This is a genomic window from Aestuariivita boseongensis, from assembly GCF_001262635.1.
Classification (GTDB): Bacteria; Pseudomonadota; Alphaproteobacteria; order Rhodobacterales; family Rhodobacteraceae; genus Aestuariivita; species Aestuariivita boseongensis.
On sequence record NZ_JXYH01000035.1, the window covers coordinates 24,768 to 38,810 of the forward strand.

The window sequence follows — 14,043 nt, forward strand, 5'->3', positions numbered from 1 at the left end:
TTGGCGCGCCGCCCGTTCTGAACAAGGGGCAGGACGGCGAAGGGTCGGTGCAGGTGCATCAGGACGCCTCGATGAAGATTGACGGGGCGAAGGTGTTTTCCGTCTATGGCAAGGGCGGGATTGGGAAGTCGACAACCTCCTCGAACCTGTCGGCGGCGTTTTCCAAACTGGGCAAGCGGGTGCTGCAGATCGGGTGCGACCCAAAGCATGACAGCACATTCACGTTGACCGGGCAATTGCAGCCCACCGTGATCGACATCCTCAAAGAGGTAGATTTCCACGCCGAAGAACTGCGCCCCGAAGATTTTGTGACCGAAGGCTATAACGGTGTGATGTGCATCGAGGCGGGTGGACCGCCTGCAGGCACCGGCTGCGGCGGCTATGTCGTGGGTCAAACGGTGAAGCTGCTGAAGCAGCACCACCTTTTGGATGATACAGACGTCGTGATTTTCGACGTTCTGGGAGATGTTGTTTGCGGTGGCTTCGCCGCGCCCCTTCAGCATGCCGACCGCGCGCTGATAGTCACCGCAAACGACTTTGACAGCATTTATGCGATGAACCGGATCATCGCGGCGGTGCAGGCGAAATCCTCGAATTACAAGGTGCGGCTGGCGGGCTGTGTCGCGAACCGGTCAAAAGCCACGGACGAAGTGGACCGCTTCTGCGACACCGTCGGGTTCAAGCGCATCGGGCATATGCCGGATGTGGATGCGATCCGGCGGTCGCGACTAAAGAAGAAGACGCTGTTCGAAATGGATGATGACGAAGACATCGTCCAGTGCCGCGCGGAATACATCCGCCTGGCCGAGACGCTTTATGCAGGCACCGAAGGCCTGAACCCCGAGCCGCTGCCGGATCGTGACATCTTTGAATTGCTGGGGTTCGATTGATGGGCGCATACGACCATACCCTTGCGCGTGTCGAAACCTATTTCGACAAGACCGCCACCAAGACATGGGAGCGTCTGACTTCGGACGCGCCGGTGTCGAAGGTGCGCGAAACGGTGCGGGCTGGTCGCGACAAGATGCGCGCGTTAATGTTGAGCCGTTTGCCCGCCGATCTGAGCGGTCAGCGCGTGCTGGATGCAGGCTGCGGTGCCGGTCAGATGACGATCGAACTGGCCCGGCGCGGGGCCGAGGTGGTGGCCTGTGATATCTCGCCCAGTCTGGTTGATATCGCGGAACTGCGTACGCCGCCCGAGCTGCTGGGGCAGATCACATTTACCAGCGGCGACATGCTGGATGACCGGTTGGGCGACTTCGACCACGTCGTCGCGATGGACAGCCTGATCTATTACTCGGGCGCGGATATCGGCAAGGCGCTGAAGCGGCTTGAGCCGCGCACATCCGGCCGTGTCGTGTTCACGGTCGCTCCGCGCACCCGCCTGCTGATGGGCATGTGGTATGCGGGCAAGCTGTTTCCGCGCTCAGACCGATCGCCGGTGATGATCCCGCATGATGCCGACCGTCTGGCCCAGGACGTGATGGGCGAGGGGGTCAAGCGCAAACTGCGCCGGGTCGATCAGGTGACATCCGGATTTTACATTTCCCAGGCGATGGAGCTGCGTCCATGAAAGCACGCCTGAAAACCCTCAGCTTGCAGGCGCTGCCCTTCGCGGATGCGGCCAGCGAGGGCCTGCCCATGGGCCAGCTGCTGCGGCTTTCGCTGTTCCAGGTGTCGGTGGGAATGGCGTCGGTCATGCTGTTGGGCACGCTGAACCGGGTGATGATCGTCGAGCTTTCCGTCCCGGCCATGATTGTCGCCGTGATGATCGCGTTGCCGGTGCTGATCGCGCCCTTCCGCGCCCTTCTGGGGTTCCGCAGCGATACGCACAAGTCTTCCATCGGATGGAAGCGCGTCCCCTACATCTGGTTCGGGTCGCTTTGGCAATTCGGCGGCCTGGCGATCATGCCCTTCGCGTTGCTGGTTCTGGGCGGCGATGTGGTGCACGAAATCCCCTTCGCCGGAGAGCTTTTGGCGGGTCTTGCCTTCCTGATGACTGGTCTGGGGATGCACATGACCCAGACCGCAGGGCTGGCGCTGGCGGCGGATCGCGCATCTGACGAAACGCGACCCCGCGTCGTGGCGTTGCTTTATGTGATGTTCCTGCTGGGCATGGGTATTTCCGCCATAATCATCGGCACGCTTCTGTCGAACTATACCGACCTTCTGCTGATCCGCGTGGTGCAGGGCGCCGCCGTTGTGGGTGTGGCGCTGAACCTGATGGCCTTGTGGAAACAGGAAAAGGTCCGCCCCATGACCAAGGCCGAGCGGGAAGAGCCCCGGCCGCTGTTCCGCGATGCCTGGACCGATTTCATCTCGGGCGGTCGGGCTGGCCGGCTGCTGGCCTGCGTGTTCGTGGGCACCATGGCGTTCAACATGCAGGACGTTCTGCTGGAACCCTATGGCGGCGAAATCCTGGGTCTGTCGGTCTCGAGCACGACCTTGCTGACTGCCATGTGGGCGGCGGGCGCGCTCTTGGGCTTTGCCTGGGCGGGCCAGCGGCTGAACCGGGGATCGAACGCCTATAGGCTGGCGGGTATGGGCGCGCTGGCGGGCATCTGGGCCTTTTCCATCGTGATCTTTGCCGCCCCGCTCAATTCCGCGGTGCTGTTCTTTACCGGCGCTGGATTGATCGGCTTTGGCGGTGGGCTTTTCGCGGTGTCGACCCTGATGGCGGCAATGACCATGCCGGCCAAGGGCAACGCCGGGCGCGGTCTGGCGCTGGGCGCCTGGGGCGCGGCACAGGCCACGGCGGCGGGCATCGCCATCGCCTTGGGCGGCACGCTGCGCGACTGGATCGGCTCCATCGCCATGACAGGGGCTTTGGGCGAAGGGCTGGCAACGGCCACCACCGGGTATTCCTTCGTCTATCACCTCGAAATCGGACTTCTCTTCGCCACGCTTGTCGTGCTGGGCCCGCTGGTCCGCACCTCGGGCCCCATTCAACCCAAATCAGCGGAAACGACCAGACTGGGCCTGGCCGATTTTCCGACCTGAAAACTTGTCCGCATAGGAGGGACACACCATGACTGAACCATTCTTCGGAGGCTTCGATCTCGCCGCATCTACCTTGTGGCTCTTTTACGCCTTCTTCGCGCTGCTGCTGTTCTACATCCAGCGCGAAAACATGCGCGAGGGCTATCCGCTGGAGGACGACGAGGGCAACAAATCCTCGAACCCCGGCCTGTTCCCTCTGCCTGAGGACAAGACCTTCAAACTGCCCAACGGACGCGGCGAATACACCGTGCCAAGCCAGCAGCCGCCGGAACGCGCCGATCTGGCGATCCGCAAGACCAACGCGGCAAACGGTTATCCGCTGGAGCCCACGGGCGATCCGATGCTGGATGGTGTCGGCCCGGCCTCCTGGGCTGCGCGCCGGGATGAACCTGAACTGGACGGCCACGGCCATCCCAAGATCATCCCGATGTCGGCCAATGAAAGCTTTGCAGTGGCCGCAGGCAGCGACCCGCGCGGAATGCCGGTTGTCTCGGGCGACGGTGTCGTCGTGGGTGAAGTCACCGATATGTGGATCGACGAGCCGGAACAGATGGTGCGGTATCTGGAATACACGCTGGATGGCAAATGGGGCGAAGGCAAACGCCTGGTCCCGCTGACCATGGCGCGGATCTGGGGCGGCAAGGTCAAGGTTAACTCGATCTACGCCAAGCATTTCGCAACCGTACCCATGCATGCGGCACCGGCGCAGGTGACCAAGCTCGAGGAAGAAAAGATCAGCGCTTACTACGGCGGCGGGCATCTTTATGCCGACCCCGCTCGTCAGGAACCGCAGATCTGATGTGACCCTGCCGCGCCGGGGCGCATCCCGGCGTGGCACCCCTGAACCAAAACAACCGGAGGACACTCGCCATGTCCCATGATGATTTCGAAATCGAGCCTGTTGAGGGGCTCCCCGAGCGTCCGCCCGAAGGGGAAGAGATTCTCTGGCAGGGCCGCCCCGATTGGTGGCAGCTGACATGGGAAGCGCTGAGCCTTCCATGGGTGATCGGTTATTTCGTCGTGCTTGCGCTGTGGCGCTTCATCTCGGTTGTGGATCAGATGCCTTTGGGCCAGGCGATCGGCGCCACGGTGCCCTTCATCATACTGGGGGCCATCGTGACGGCGCTTTTGTGCATCGTCGGATATGTGCAGGCGCGCTGTGCGCTTTACACCGTCACCAACCGCCGGGTGGCCATGCGCATCGGTGCGGCGCTGACAATGACGCTGAACCTGCCCTATCCGCAGGTGGCCAATGCGATGCTTGATCTGCGCCGGAAAGGCACCGGCACCATCGCGTTCGAGACGATGGGCGACACGCGGCTCAGCTATCTTCTGTGCTGGCCACATGTGCGTCCCTGGCACATCAATCCGTCCCAGCCGGCACTGCGCTGTATTCCCGATGCCGAAAAGGTCGCTGGCCTGATCGCCGATGCGGCACGGGCGCGGGTCACGCAACCCCGGATCGTGCGCATAGCCGCGCCCGGACCGGCCGATCCGGCCGTCGCGGCGGAGTGATCAAGATGAGCGATACATCCCACACCCCCCGCCTGCGCCACAAGGAAGACGAACTGGTCCCCAGGTTCATGGTCCGCGCCATGTTCGCGCTGGTTCTTGTCTGCCTTGTTCTTGTCTCTGCCGCGCGCATCACCGGCAGACCCCTGGAAGCCACGCCAACAGATGCTCCTATCATCGCGGAGCGTGCGATTTTCCTGTCGGGTGACACTTCCGGCGCGGCCCGCGTTCTGGACGCCAACGGATCGGTCCTGGCCGACCTGCCGGGCGAACAGGGCGGTTTCATTGCCGGTGTGCAGCGCGTGATCGACCGCGAACGCAACAAATCCGGTGTTCCGCTGGAAGGTCCGGTGCTTTTGCAACTGCGCGCAGGCAATCGTCTGTCGATCACCGACCCCTCCACCGGATGGAGCGCCGAGCTCATGGGCTTTGGCGCCACCAACTTCCGCAGCTTTGCCAGGCTGCTGGATCCCCAATAACCCCAGAAAGGAAGCCACCTATGGGACTGTTAACCAAAAAAGTCGAAAGACACCCCTGCGAGGTCGAGATCAGCCACTGCTTCGACAGCTTGCACGCGCATGTGAAATTCCTGGATGGCGCGGTCGTCTATCCCGGTGATGAGGTGATCGTGACAGGTCCCGAAGTGATGGCGCCTTATGGCGAGATTGTCCGGGAAGAGCGCGAGGCGGTGATCTACCGCGCCTCCAAGCTGGAACAGCTCTGGACCCGGATGACGGGCGATTTCGAATTCATGGAACTGTGTGAATTCTCATTCTCTGAGGAGGTGACGCTATGAACGCGCCTTTGAAACACACCGCCGACGCGACGACAGTGGAGGAGGGCCTGGCCATCGCCGAGGCGCAGGACCGTCAGTACAATGACGAGATGGCCACCGAAACGGCCATGGCCAACACGCTGCTGACCCCGCGTTTTTACACCACCGATTTCGATGAGCTGGACGCCATCGACGTCAGCGGCGTGCGCGAGGATTGGGACAAGCTCATCGCCCAGATGGAGGCGGACCCGAACCGCGGCCACTTCAAGAAGAACGAAGACTGGGACCACGTCGATTGGGAGGGGATGGACCCCGAGCTGAAAAAAGAATTCATCGACTTCCTGATCTCGAGCTGCACCGCCGAGTTTTCGGGCTGCGTCCTTTACAAGGAAATGAAACGGCGCGGGAACAACAAGGACATTACGCAGCTGTTCCAGCTGATGGCGCGGGACGAAGCGCGGCATGCCGGGTTCATCAATGACGCGCTGCGCGAGGCGGGGCTGCGGGTTAACCTGGGTTTCCTGACGCAGAAGAAGAAATACACCTATTTCCGGCCCAAGTTCATCTACTACGCCACCTACCTGTCGGAAAAGATCGGCTATGCCCGGTACATCACGATCTTCCGCCATCTGGAAGCGCATCCCGAACACCGGTTCCACCCGATCTTCAAATGGTTCCGCGAGTGGTGCAATGACGAGTTCAGCCATGGCGAAGCCTTTGCCCTTCTGATGAAGACTGACCCGAAGCTGACCCAAAGCTTCACCAACAAGCTGTGGATCAAGTTTTTCCTCACCGCGGTCTACGCCACGATGTATGTGCGCGATCACCAGCGGCCTGCCTTCCACGCCGCACTTGGCGTGGACCCGGATTGGTACGCGCATGAGGTCTTCACCAAGACATCCGAGCTGTCCAAGCAGATCTTTCCGCTGACGCTGGATATCGACCACCCGCGCTGGCAGCCGACGCTGGAAGCGCTGCAGAAAGCCAATGTGGATCTGGCCGAGGCGGTGGAGAAGAAGCAACCGCTTCGTAAGCTGGGCGCCCAGCTGCGGGCGGCCAAGTGTTTCGCCAACCTGTTCTTCATTCCGTCGAAGAAGAACGAGGTGCCGGTAAACACGCGCCTGGAGCCAGTCTATTGATCCTGGCCGTTTGGCATAACAACCGCCGCGCCCCGGACTTGATCCGGGACCTCCCGGCTGATCACGAGGCCCCGGATCAAGTCCGGGGCGCAGGAGGCTATGTCCCATGACCCCCTGGATCGCAACCTTGATCGCGCTTTTCGTCTGGTGGTTCGCCACCGGCGCGATCCTGATGGTTGTGAAATATGCCGATCGGTCCGGACCGCGCGCACGCCAGTTTGCGACGCTCGGCGGGTTGCCGATGATGCTCCTGGGTATCTGGGGATATGAAGTGTCCCTGACCGACACGTCTGCCAGTGGCGCCTATATCGCCTTTCTCTCGGCTCTTGGCATCTGGGGCTGGATCGAACTGGCATTCCTGACCGGCGTCATCTCTGGCCCGATCCAGAAGCCGTGCCCGCCGAACGTCCCTGAATGGGAGCGCTTCCTGCGCGCCTGGGGCACGGTGGCCTTCCATGAAATTCTGCTGGTCGGTGCGCTGATCATTATCCTAGTCGACGGGTGGGGCGCGGCCAACACCTTTGGAATGTGGACCTTCATCATCCTCTATTTCGCGCGGGTTTCGGCCAAGCTGAACCTTTATTTCGGCGTGCCCAAGATCAACACCGAATTCCTGCCCACCGCGCTGATGCACCTGCCCAGCCATTTCCGCATCGCGCGGCTGAACTGGGTCTTTCCCATTTCAGTCAGTGCCCTGACTTTCGCCGTCGCCTGCTGGCTCGAACGCCTGCACGCGGCAACCACGACCGGGGAAGCCATCGGCTTTTCCCTTCTCACCGCCATCACCGCCCTGGCCCTGCTGGAGCATTGGCTGATGGTTCTGCCGCTGCCGGATGAACGGCTCTGGCGCTGGATGCTGCCGCAAGATCGCTCAGCGCCCAAAATACAACAAAAGCTACCCAGAAGACACGAGGACGCCCATGGACTTTGATGCTCTGTTCCAATCGCAGCTGGACACTCTGAAAGAGGAAGGCAACTACCGCATTTTTGCCGAACTCGAACGGAAATCCGGCCAATTCCCACGCGCAAAGTGCCATGACGGTGAAGCCCCAGACGAAGTGACCGTCTGGTGCTCGAACGACTATCTGGGCATGGGCCAGCACCCCAAGGTGACGCAGGCCATGAAAGACGCCATCGACAGTTGCGGCGCCGGTGCGGGCGGGACGCGCAACATCTCGGGCACCAATCACGCGCATAAACTGCTTGAAGCCGAACTGGCAGACCTGCACGGCAAGGAAAGCGCGCTTCTTTTCACCAGCGGATATGTGTCGAACTGGGCGGCGCTTTCCACGCTGGGCTCGCGTCTGCCGGATGCCGTTATTCTTTCGGACGAGTTGAACCACGCCTCCATGATCGAAGGCATGCGGCACGCACGCTGCAAGAAGGTCATCTGGAAGCACAACGATCCCGAAGATCTGGATCGCAAACTGGCGGCCCTGCCAGCAAACGCGCCGAAGATCGTGGCGTTTGAATCCGTGTATTCAATGGATGGCGACATCGCGCCCATCAAGGAAATCGTCGAAGTGGCCGAAAAGCACGGCGCGATGACCTATCTGGACGAGGTGCACGCGGTGGGCCTTTACGGGGACCACGGCGGCGGCATTTCCGAACAGGAAGGTCTGGCCGACCGCATCACGCTGATCGAAGGCACGCTGGGCAAAGCCTATGGCGTTGTCGGAGGCTATATCACCGGATCGGAGGCGCTCTGCGATTTCATCCGGTCCTTCGCGTCAGGCTTTATCTTCACCACGGCTTTGCCGCCGGCGGTCGCGGCCGCGGCCCGGACGTCGATCCAGCATCTGAAGGAAAGCAACGAAGAACGCATGGAGCAGCGCAAGCGCGTGGCCTATCTGCGTGCCCGCCTGGATCAGGAAGGCATCCCGCATATGGATAATGACAGCCACATCATTCCTGTGATGATCAAGGATCCGGTCAAGTGCCGGATGCTGTCGGACTACCTCATGCAGGAATGGGGGATTTACGTCCAACCCATCAACTATCCCACTGTCCCCAAGGGCACAGAGCGGTTGCGGTTTACCCCGTCACCGCTTCACAGCACCGATGACATCGAACATCTGGTTCTGGCGCTGAAAACCCTTTGGAAGCAATGCGCGATTTCGCACGCAGTTGCCTGACATCGCAGCGATGTGACTGTTGACTCTCTGGCGGATGCATTACGTATTGGCTCAAAGAATTAATGGAGGACTACCATGAATCGTCTGGTTGCAACCGTCATCGCGGGTCTGCTGGCAGCACCCGCCTTTGCCGACGCCGATCTCGAGGCCGGCGCCAAGTCGTTCGATCGCAAATGTGCCCTGTGCCACCAGGTCATCAATGATGAAGGCGAACAGCTGGCAGGCAAGAAAGCCAAAACCGGCCCGAACCTTTATAATGTGTTCAACCGCCCATTGGGGTCGGTTGAAGGATTCCGCTATTCCGGTCTGATCGAAGCCGCGCATGAGCAGGAAATCGTTCTGGATGAGGAATCTTTCGGCCCCTATACCGCTGACCCGACTGCCTGGCTGAAAGAGGCCACCGGCGAAAGCGGCCGCAGCGGTATGAACAAGGTGCGTCTGAAGGATGATGAAGTGGCGAATATCTACGCTTATCTCGTCTCTCTGTCGCCGGCACCCGAAGGTGAAGCGACCAACTGATTGCCCACTGATATCTGACAGAAAGGACCGCAGGATAATCCCTGCGGTCTTTTTCGTTCAGGCCGTCGGGCGTGTCATGTGCTGCCCCAGTTGCTCCAGCAGCTTCAGGCAGGACTGCAATTCGCTGCGTGTAATGAATTCATCCGGCTTGTGCGCCTGATCGATCGATCCGGGGCCGCAGACGATGACATCCATCCCTATCTCCTGAAACAATCCTGCTTCGGTGCCGAAAGGCACCAGGTCAGCGCCATTCGCCCCGGTCAGCGCCATGACGATATCGCGGGTCTGGTTGGTCGTTGCAGGCTCCAGCCCGGCCACTTCGCCGATGATTTCCGTTGAAATATCTGCGTCAGGACTTACCGCACGCATGGCGGGCAACAACGCCTCGTCGACATACTCTGCCATGATCTGTTTGACGAACAGCGCATCCGCCTGCTGAACGGGGCGCATTTCCCAATCAATCTCGGCCTTTCCGGCGATGACATTATGCGCCGACCCGCCGGCGATGCGCCCGACATTCAGCGTGGTCCAGGGCGGCTGAAACGTGCTGCTTTCAGGCGTGCGCGCGATCAGATCTTCGCGCAGCGCCAAAAGCCTTGCGGCATAGCGCGCCGCATACTCCACCGCGCTCACCCCCACATCGGGGTTCGAGCCATGGCCCTCAAGCCCCTCGAACCGGACGGTGTATTCGCAACAACCTTTATGCCCCTCGATCACGCGCATCAGGGTCGGTTCGCCGATCAGTGCCATGGCAGGGGCAATGCCGCGCGACTTGAGTTCCGGCACCAAAGCGCGTGCACCGATGCATCCGACCTCTTCGTCATGAGTAAAGGCGAAATGGATCGGGCGCTTCAGGTCCATCCCGGCAAACCGTTCGGCCATCACAAGCGTCGCCGCGATGAACCCCTTCATGTCGCAAGTGCCGCGCCCGTATAGACGCTCGCCCTCGTCACGCAGCGCGAACGGGTCAGAGGACCAGTCCTGATCAGTGACCGGCACAACATCCGTATGCCCGGACAACACCAGCCCGCCCGGCACATCCGGCCCCAGTGTCGCGAACAGATTGGCCTTCGACCCGCTTGGGTCTCGAAATACCTCCACATGCGCACCATGACCCTCAAGCACCAGCGCCAGATCGGCGATCATCTCAAGATTGCTGTCGGACGACACTGTGGGATATGCGATCAGCCGGCCCAGCGTGTCGACCGTGTCTTCCAGCAGGCTCATGTTTTGACCATGATCTCGCGCGGACGATTGCAGAAGGGTTCCGCCGGGCCATCGTCGCGGATCAGGATGCTTTCGGTGATCTCAAGTCCCCAATCCTGCATCCAGATTCCGGGCATGAAGTGGAAGGTCATACCGGGTTCCAGAACGGTCTGATCCTCGGCCCTGAGCGAGATCGTCCTTTCCCCCCAATCGGGCGGATAGCTGAGGCCAATGGGATAGCCGCAGCGCGCGCCGCGTTCGATGCCCGCGCGCTCCAACGGGGCGGCCAGCGCATTGGCGATATCGCAGGCCCTGTTTCCGGCGCGCGCGGCGTCCAGCCCGGCTTCCAACCCCTCGACCAGCGCTGCCTCGGCCTTGCGCAGGAAGTCGGGAGGAGTGCCGAGGAAGATCGTTCGGCAAAACGGCGCGTGATAGCGGCGATAGCAGCCCGAGATTTCAAAGAAGGTCGCTTCGCCCGACGCAAAACTGCGCCCGTCCCATGTGAGGTGCGGTGCCGCTGCATCGCTGCCCGACGGCAGAAGCGGTACGATGGCGGGATAATCGCCCCAGGCCCCGTCAATGCCGGTGATCGCATCGCGGTAGATTTCGGCCACGACCTCGTTCTTGGCGATGCCGGGTTCGACGCGGTCCATCAAACCATCCACGATCTTTTCCGAGATGGCGGCCGCTTTGCGCATGAACGCGATCTCGGCCTCCGACTTGACCGCGCGTTGCCAGTTGACCAGCGCAGTCGCGTCGATCAACCGGGCATCAGGCAGCGCCCCGGCCAGCTCCGCATGTGCCTTGGCGGAATAATAATAGTTGTCCATCTCAACGCCGATACGGCCCCGATCCAGACCCAGCTCACCCAGTACCCGCGCCAGATCCTTCATCGGATGCCGTTCGGTCGATTGCACGAAGTGGTCCGCATATCCGCGCACATGGTCCGCCCCCATCCAGACTGTGCGCAGCGCGCCGTTGGTGTCCTGATTACGTCCCCACCAGACCGGATCGCCCTCAAGCCCCAGAATCACCCCCTGGTGCACATAAAAGGACCAGCCATCATACCCCGTCAGCCAGGCCTGGTTGGAAGGGTCCGTGACGAACAAAACGTCCAGCCCCCGCCGCGCCATCTCGGCCCGCGTGTTGGAAATCCGGCGGTCATATTCCGCCTGCGCGAACGGCAGATCAATCGGAGGCATTGTTCCGAACTCCCCTTGTTTTGGAGTAGGTTCGGCCAGTCACCACCGCAAATGCAAGAAAACTGTTCGGTTTTGTGTAAATCCTAAGCAGATTTCAGGCGCACTGTCTCTGTGCAAGCGACTTGGTTGCAAGCCGGTACCGGTTTGTGATTACATTTGCCAAAGCGCAGAAAAATCTGCCGAAGTCCAAGGGGAGCCAGTTTTGGCCGATAACAATTCGTCTGATGCGTTCGTAGAATTCGAGCGCGTACAGAAAAGTTATGATGGCGAGACTCTCGTCGTCAAAGATCTCAACCTGACCATGCCGAAGGGCGAGTTTCTGACGATGCTCGGGCCCTCGGGTTCGGGCAAGACAACCTGCCTGATGATGCTCGCGGGGTTCGAGACCGCCACCCATGGCGATATCCGTCTGGATGGTGTGTCGATCAACAACATCCCGCCGCACAAGCGCGGCATCGGCATGGTGTTTCAGAACTATGCGCTGTTTCCGCATATGACGGTGGCCGAAAACTTGTCCTTCCCGCTGGAAGTGCGCAAGATCGGCAAGTCCGATCGCGAAGCCAAGGTAAAGCGCGCTCTTGAGATGGTAGAAATGGGCGCCTTTGGTGGCCGTCGCCCCGCGCAATTGTCGGGTGGTCAGCAGCAGCGGATCGCGCTGGCCCGCGCGCTTGTGTTCGAGCCCGAGCTGGTTCTGATGGACGAACCGCTGGGCGCGCTCGACAAGCAGCTGCGCGAGAAGATGCAGTTCGAGATCACGGATCTGGCACATAACCTGGGTATCACCGTGGTCTATGTGACCCACGACCAGACCGAAGCGCTGACCATGTCGGACCGCGTCGCCGTTTTCGACGATGGCCGCATTCAGCAACTGGCCCCGCCGGATAAGCTCTATGAGGAGCCGGAAAATAGTTTCGTGGCCCAATTCATCGGCGAAAACAATACGTTGGAAGGTGTGGTCAAGGAAATCAAAGGCGACCATGCCGTGGTCCAACTGGACGATGGCGAGCTGATTGATTGCAAGCCCGTCAATGTCTCGGCCGCTGGCGAACGCACCCGCGTGTCAATCCGGCCCGAACGTGTTGAATACAACAAGGACCGCCTCAGCCCTGATGCGCACACGCTGAAGGCTGAAGTGCTGGAATTCATCTATATGGGCGACATCTTCCGCACGCGCCTGCGCGTTGCGGGCAATGATGAGTTCGTGATCAAAACACGGAATGCGCCCGACCAGACACGCCTGAAGCCGGGCGAGCAAATCGAAATCGGCTGGCTTCCCCAAGATTGCCGCGCGCTTGACGCGTAACGGTAGTGATCCGTCGTACCAAAGACTGGTGCGATGAATGAAAGGGGCCGTGCCAAAGCCCGGTTGGCCGTTCCCCATGACCCCAAGACCGGGCAAACGGGAGATGTTTAATGAAACTCACCAAGACCCTTATGGCCACTTCGGCCCTGACGGTTGCGGCTGGCGTTGCACTTGCCGGTGGCCATATGGCCAACGAAATGGTGCTGGTCAGCTGGGGCGGCGCCTATCAGGAAAGCCAGGACCGTGCCTATGTGCAGCCCTATCTTGAAATGAACGACGGCGTGTCCGCAACCTGGGACGAAAGCTCGGCCGAGGCAGTTGCGAAGCTGCGCGCCATGAACGAAGCCGGCAACGTGACCTGGGATCTGGTCGATGTTGTGGCTGCTGACGCGATTCGTCTGTGCGACGAAGGTCTGGCCATGGAAATCGACGCGGACGAAATGCTGGCCGCCGCACCGGATGGCACATCGGCCTCGGACGATTTCGGCGACCTGCTGGTCAGCGACTGCTTCATTCCGCAGATCGTGTACTCGACCACGTTCGGCTATCGCACCGACCTGGTTGGTGACACCCCGCCGACAACTGTCTGTGCCGTGTTCGACACCGAAACCTATCCTGGCAAGCGTGCGCTGGAAAAACGCCCCATCAACAACATGGAGTGGGCGCTTTACTGCGACGGCGTGGCCAAGGCAGACATCTATGACGTGCTTGAGACCGAAGAAGGTCAGGAGCGCGCTCTGGCCAAGCTCGACACCATCAAGGATGACGTGATCTGGTGGTCCGCCGGTGCCGACACGCCCCAGCTGCTGGCTGACGGCGAAATCGTGATGGGTTCGACCTATAACGGTCGTCTGTTCTCGGTCATCGAAGAGCAGAAGCAGCCCGTTGGCATGCTCTGGGACATGCAGGTATTCGACCTTGACGGTTGGATCATCCCCACCGGCCTGAGCGATGATCGCCTGGCCCGCGTGATGGACTTCGTCAAGTTTGCGACCGACACCCAGCGTCTGGCAGATCAGGCCAAGTACATCTCGTACGGCCCGGCTCGCGCATCTTCGGCACCGCTGGTTGGCCAGCACGCCGATCTGGGCATCGAAATGGCACAACACATGCCGACCGATCCCAACAACGCGGCCAACACGCTGCTTTATAACTATGAGTTCTGGGCGGATTATCGCGACGACATCGACGCGAAATTCCAAGCCTGGCTGGCTCAATAAGACCTAAGGTGGTGGCGGGCTGAAGCCCGCCC

General features: G+C 60.8%; 15 protein-coding genes. 13 read left to right on the top strand and 2 right to left on the bottom strand.

Annotated features, from left to right (window positions below):
* Nucleotides 1-71: 71 nt before the first annotated feature.
* The 11 genes from bchL (at nucleotide 72) to TR61_RS13450 (ending at nucleotide 9,080) form a co-directional block, all read left to right on the top strand.
* On the top strand, nucleotides 72-890 hold the full coding sequence (gene bchL / locus TR61_RS13400) for a ferredoxin:protochlorophyllide reductase (ATP-dependent) iron-sulfur ATP-binding protein (protein WP_245626888.1): 819 nt from the start codon (nucleotides 72-74) through the stop codon (nucleotides 888-890).
* Complete coding sequence (gene bchM, locus TR61_RS13405) at nucleotides 890-1,573, top strand: magnesium protoporphyrin IX methyltransferase (protein WP_050930617.1); 684 nt, start codon at nucleotides 890-892, stop codon at nucleotides 1,571-1,573. Before bchL ends, bchM begins: the two co-directional genes overlap by 1 nt.
* A complete protein-coding gene (locus tag TR61_RS13410) occupies nucleotides 1,570-3,000 on the top strand; it encodes an MFS transporter (protein WP_050930618.1) in 1,431 nt (476 codons plus the stop codon). Before bchM ends, TR61_RS13410 begins: the two co-directional genes overlap by 4 nt.
* Nucleotides 3,001-3,028: 28 nt before the next feature.
* Entirely contained in the window at nucleotides 3,029-3,799 is a 771-nt protein-coding gene (gene puhA / locus TR61_RS13415) for a photosynthetic reaction center subunit H (RefSeq protein WP_050930619.1), read from the top strand.
* A 71-nt stretch (nucleotides 3,800-3,870) separates the two neighbouring features.
* Nucleotides 3,871-4,515 (top strand): photosynthetic complex putative assembly protein PuhB, encoded by a 645-nt coding sequence (gene puhB / locus TR61_RS13420; protein ID WP_050930621.1) that lies wholly within the window; start codon nucleotides 3,871-3,873, stop codon nucleotides 4,513-4,515.
* 5 nt (nucleotides 4,516-4,520) lie between these two features.
* The gene (gene puhC / locus TR61_RS13425; protein WP_050930622.1) at nucleotides 4,521-4,991 is read left to right on the top strand and encodes a photosynthetic complex assembly protein PuhC; all 471 of its coding nucleotides are present in this window, start codon (nucleotides 4,521-4,523) and stop codon (nucleotides 4,989-4,991) included.
* A gap of 20 nt (nucleotides 4,992-5,011) precedes the next feature.
* On the top strand, nucleotides 5,012-5,308 hold the full coding sequence (locus tag TR61_RS13430; protein ID WP_050930623.1) for a hypothetical protein: 297 nt from the start codon (nucleotides 5,012-5,014) through the stop codon (nucleotides 5,306-5,308).
* Nucleotides 5,305-6,426, top strand: coding sequence for a magnesium-protoporphyrin IX monomethyl ester (oxidative) cyclase (acsF, locus tag TR61_RS13435; protein WP_050930625.1), 1,122 nt, complete (start codon nucleotides 5,305-5,307; stop codon nucleotides 6,424-6,426). The genes TR61_RS13430 and acsF overlap by 4 nt, the downstream gene beginning before the upstream one ends.
* Nucleotides 6,427-6,532: 106 nt before the next feature.
* Complete coding sequence (puhE, locus tag TR61_RS13440; protein WP_050930627.1) at nucleotides 6,533-7,357, top strand: putative photosynthetic complex assembly protein PuhE; 825 nt, start codon at nucleotides 6,533-6,535, stop codon at nucleotides 7,355-7,357.
* Entirely contained in the window at nucleotides 7,347-8,561 is a 1,215-nt protein-coding gene (gene hemA / locus TR61_RS13445; protein WP_050930629.1) for a 5-aminolevulinate synthase, read from the top strand. The genes puhE and hemA overlap by 11 nt, the downstream gene beginning before the upstream one ends.
* Before the next feature lie 75 nt (nucleotides 8,562-8,636).
* Nucleotides 8,637-9,080 carry a c-type cytochrome gene (locus TR61_RS13450; RefSeq protein WP_050930635.1) on the top strand — a complete coding sequence of 148 codons (444 nt, stop codon included), beginning with the start codon at nucleotides 8,637-8,639 and terminating at the stop codon, nucleotides 9,078-9,080.
* A 57-nt stretch (nucleotides 9,081-9,137) separates the two neighbouring features.
* Here the strand turns inward: TR61_RS13450 and argE are convergent, their stop codons facing one another.
* Both argE and TR61_RS13460 read right to left on the bottom strand, forming a co-directional pair.
* On the bottom strand, nucleotides 9,138-10,307 hold the full coding sequence (gene argE, locus TR61_RS13455; protein WP_157440913.1) for an acetylornithine deacetylase: 1,170 nt from the start codon (nucleotides 10,305-10,307) through the stop codon (nucleotides 9,138-9,140).
* Nucleotides 10,304-11,488 (bottom strand): M24 family metallopeptidase, encoded by a 1,185-nt coding sequence (locus tag TR61_RS13460; protein WP_050930643.1) that lies wholly within the window; start codon nucleotides 11,486-11,488, stop codon nucleotides 10,304-10,306. The genes argE and TR61_RS13460 overlap by 4 nt, the downstream gene beginning before the upstream one ends.
* 202 nt (nucleotides 11,489-11,690) lie before the next feature.
* Between TR61_RS13460 and TR61_RS13465 the strand changes: the two genes are divergently transcribed.
* Both TR61_RS13465 and TR61_RS13470 read left to right on the top strand, forming a co-directional pair.
* A complete protein-coding gene (locus TR61_RS13465; RefSeq protein ID WP_050930645.1) occupies nucleotides 11,691-12,791 on the top strand; it encodes an ABC transporter ATP-binding protein in 1,101 nt (366 codons plus the stop codon).
* Nucleotides 12,792-12,901: 110 nt separating this feature from the next.
* Complete coding sequence (locus TR61_RS13470; protein ID WP_050930647.1) at nucleotides 12,902-14,011, top strand: extracellular solute-binding protein; 1,110 nt, start codon at nucleotides 12,902-12,904, stop codon at nucleotides 14,009-14,011.
* The last annotated feature ends 32 nt before the right edge of the window (nucleotides 14,012-14,043 follow it).

Coding starts and splice junctions, on each gene's coding strand:
- bchL (WP_245626888.1), top strand. CDS start 72: ATGAAGATTGACGGGGCGAAGGTGTTTTCCGTCTATGGCAAGGGCGGG.
- bchM (WP_050930617.1), top strand. CDS start 890: ATGGGCGCATACGACCATACCCTTGCGCGTGTCGAAACCTATTTCGAC.
- TR61_RS13410 (WP_050930618.1), top strand. CDS start 1,570: ATGAAAGCACGCCTGAAAACCCTCAGCTTGCAGGCGCTGCCCTTCGCG.
- puhA (WP_050930619.1), top strand. CDS start 3,029: ATGACTGAACCATTCTTCGGAGGCTTCGATCTCGCCGCATCTACCTTG.
- puhB (WP_050930621.1), top strand. CDS start 3,871: ATGTCCCATGATGATTTCGAAATCGAGCCTGTTGAGGGGCTCCCCGAG.
- puhC (WP_050930622.1), top strand. CDS start 4,521: ATGAGCGATACATCCCACACCCCCCGCCTGCGCCACAAGGAAGACGAA.
- TR61_RS13430 (WP_050930623.1), top strand. CDS start 5,012: ATGGGACTGTTAACCAAAAAAGTCGAAAGACACCCCTGCGAGGTCGAG.
- acsF (WP_050930625.1), top strand. CDS start 5,305: ATGAACGCGCCTTTGAAACACACCGCCGACGCGACGACAGTGGAGGAG.
- puhE (WP_050930627.1), top strand. CDS start 6,533: ATGACCCCCTGGATCGCAACCTTGATCGCGCTTTTCGTCTGGTGGTTC.
- hemA (WP_050930629.1), top strand. CDS start 7,347: ATGGACTTTGATGCTCTGTTCCAATCGCAGCTGGACACTCTGAAAGAG.
- TR61_RS13450 (WP_050930635.1), top strand. CDS start 8,637: ATGAATCGTCTGGTTGCAACCGTCATCGCGGGTCTGCTGGCAGCACCC.
- argE (WP_157440913.1), bottom strand. CDS start 10,307: ATGAGCCTGCTGGAAGACACGGTCGACACGCTGGGCCGGCTGATCGCA.
- TR61_RS13460 (WP_050930643.1), bottom strand. CDS start 11,488: ATGCCTCCGATTGATCTGCCGTTCGCGCAGGCGGAATATGACCGCCGG.
- TR61_RS13470 (WP_050930647.1), top strand. CDS start 12,902: ATGAAACTCACCAAGACCCTTATGGCCACTTCGGCCCTGACGGTTGCG.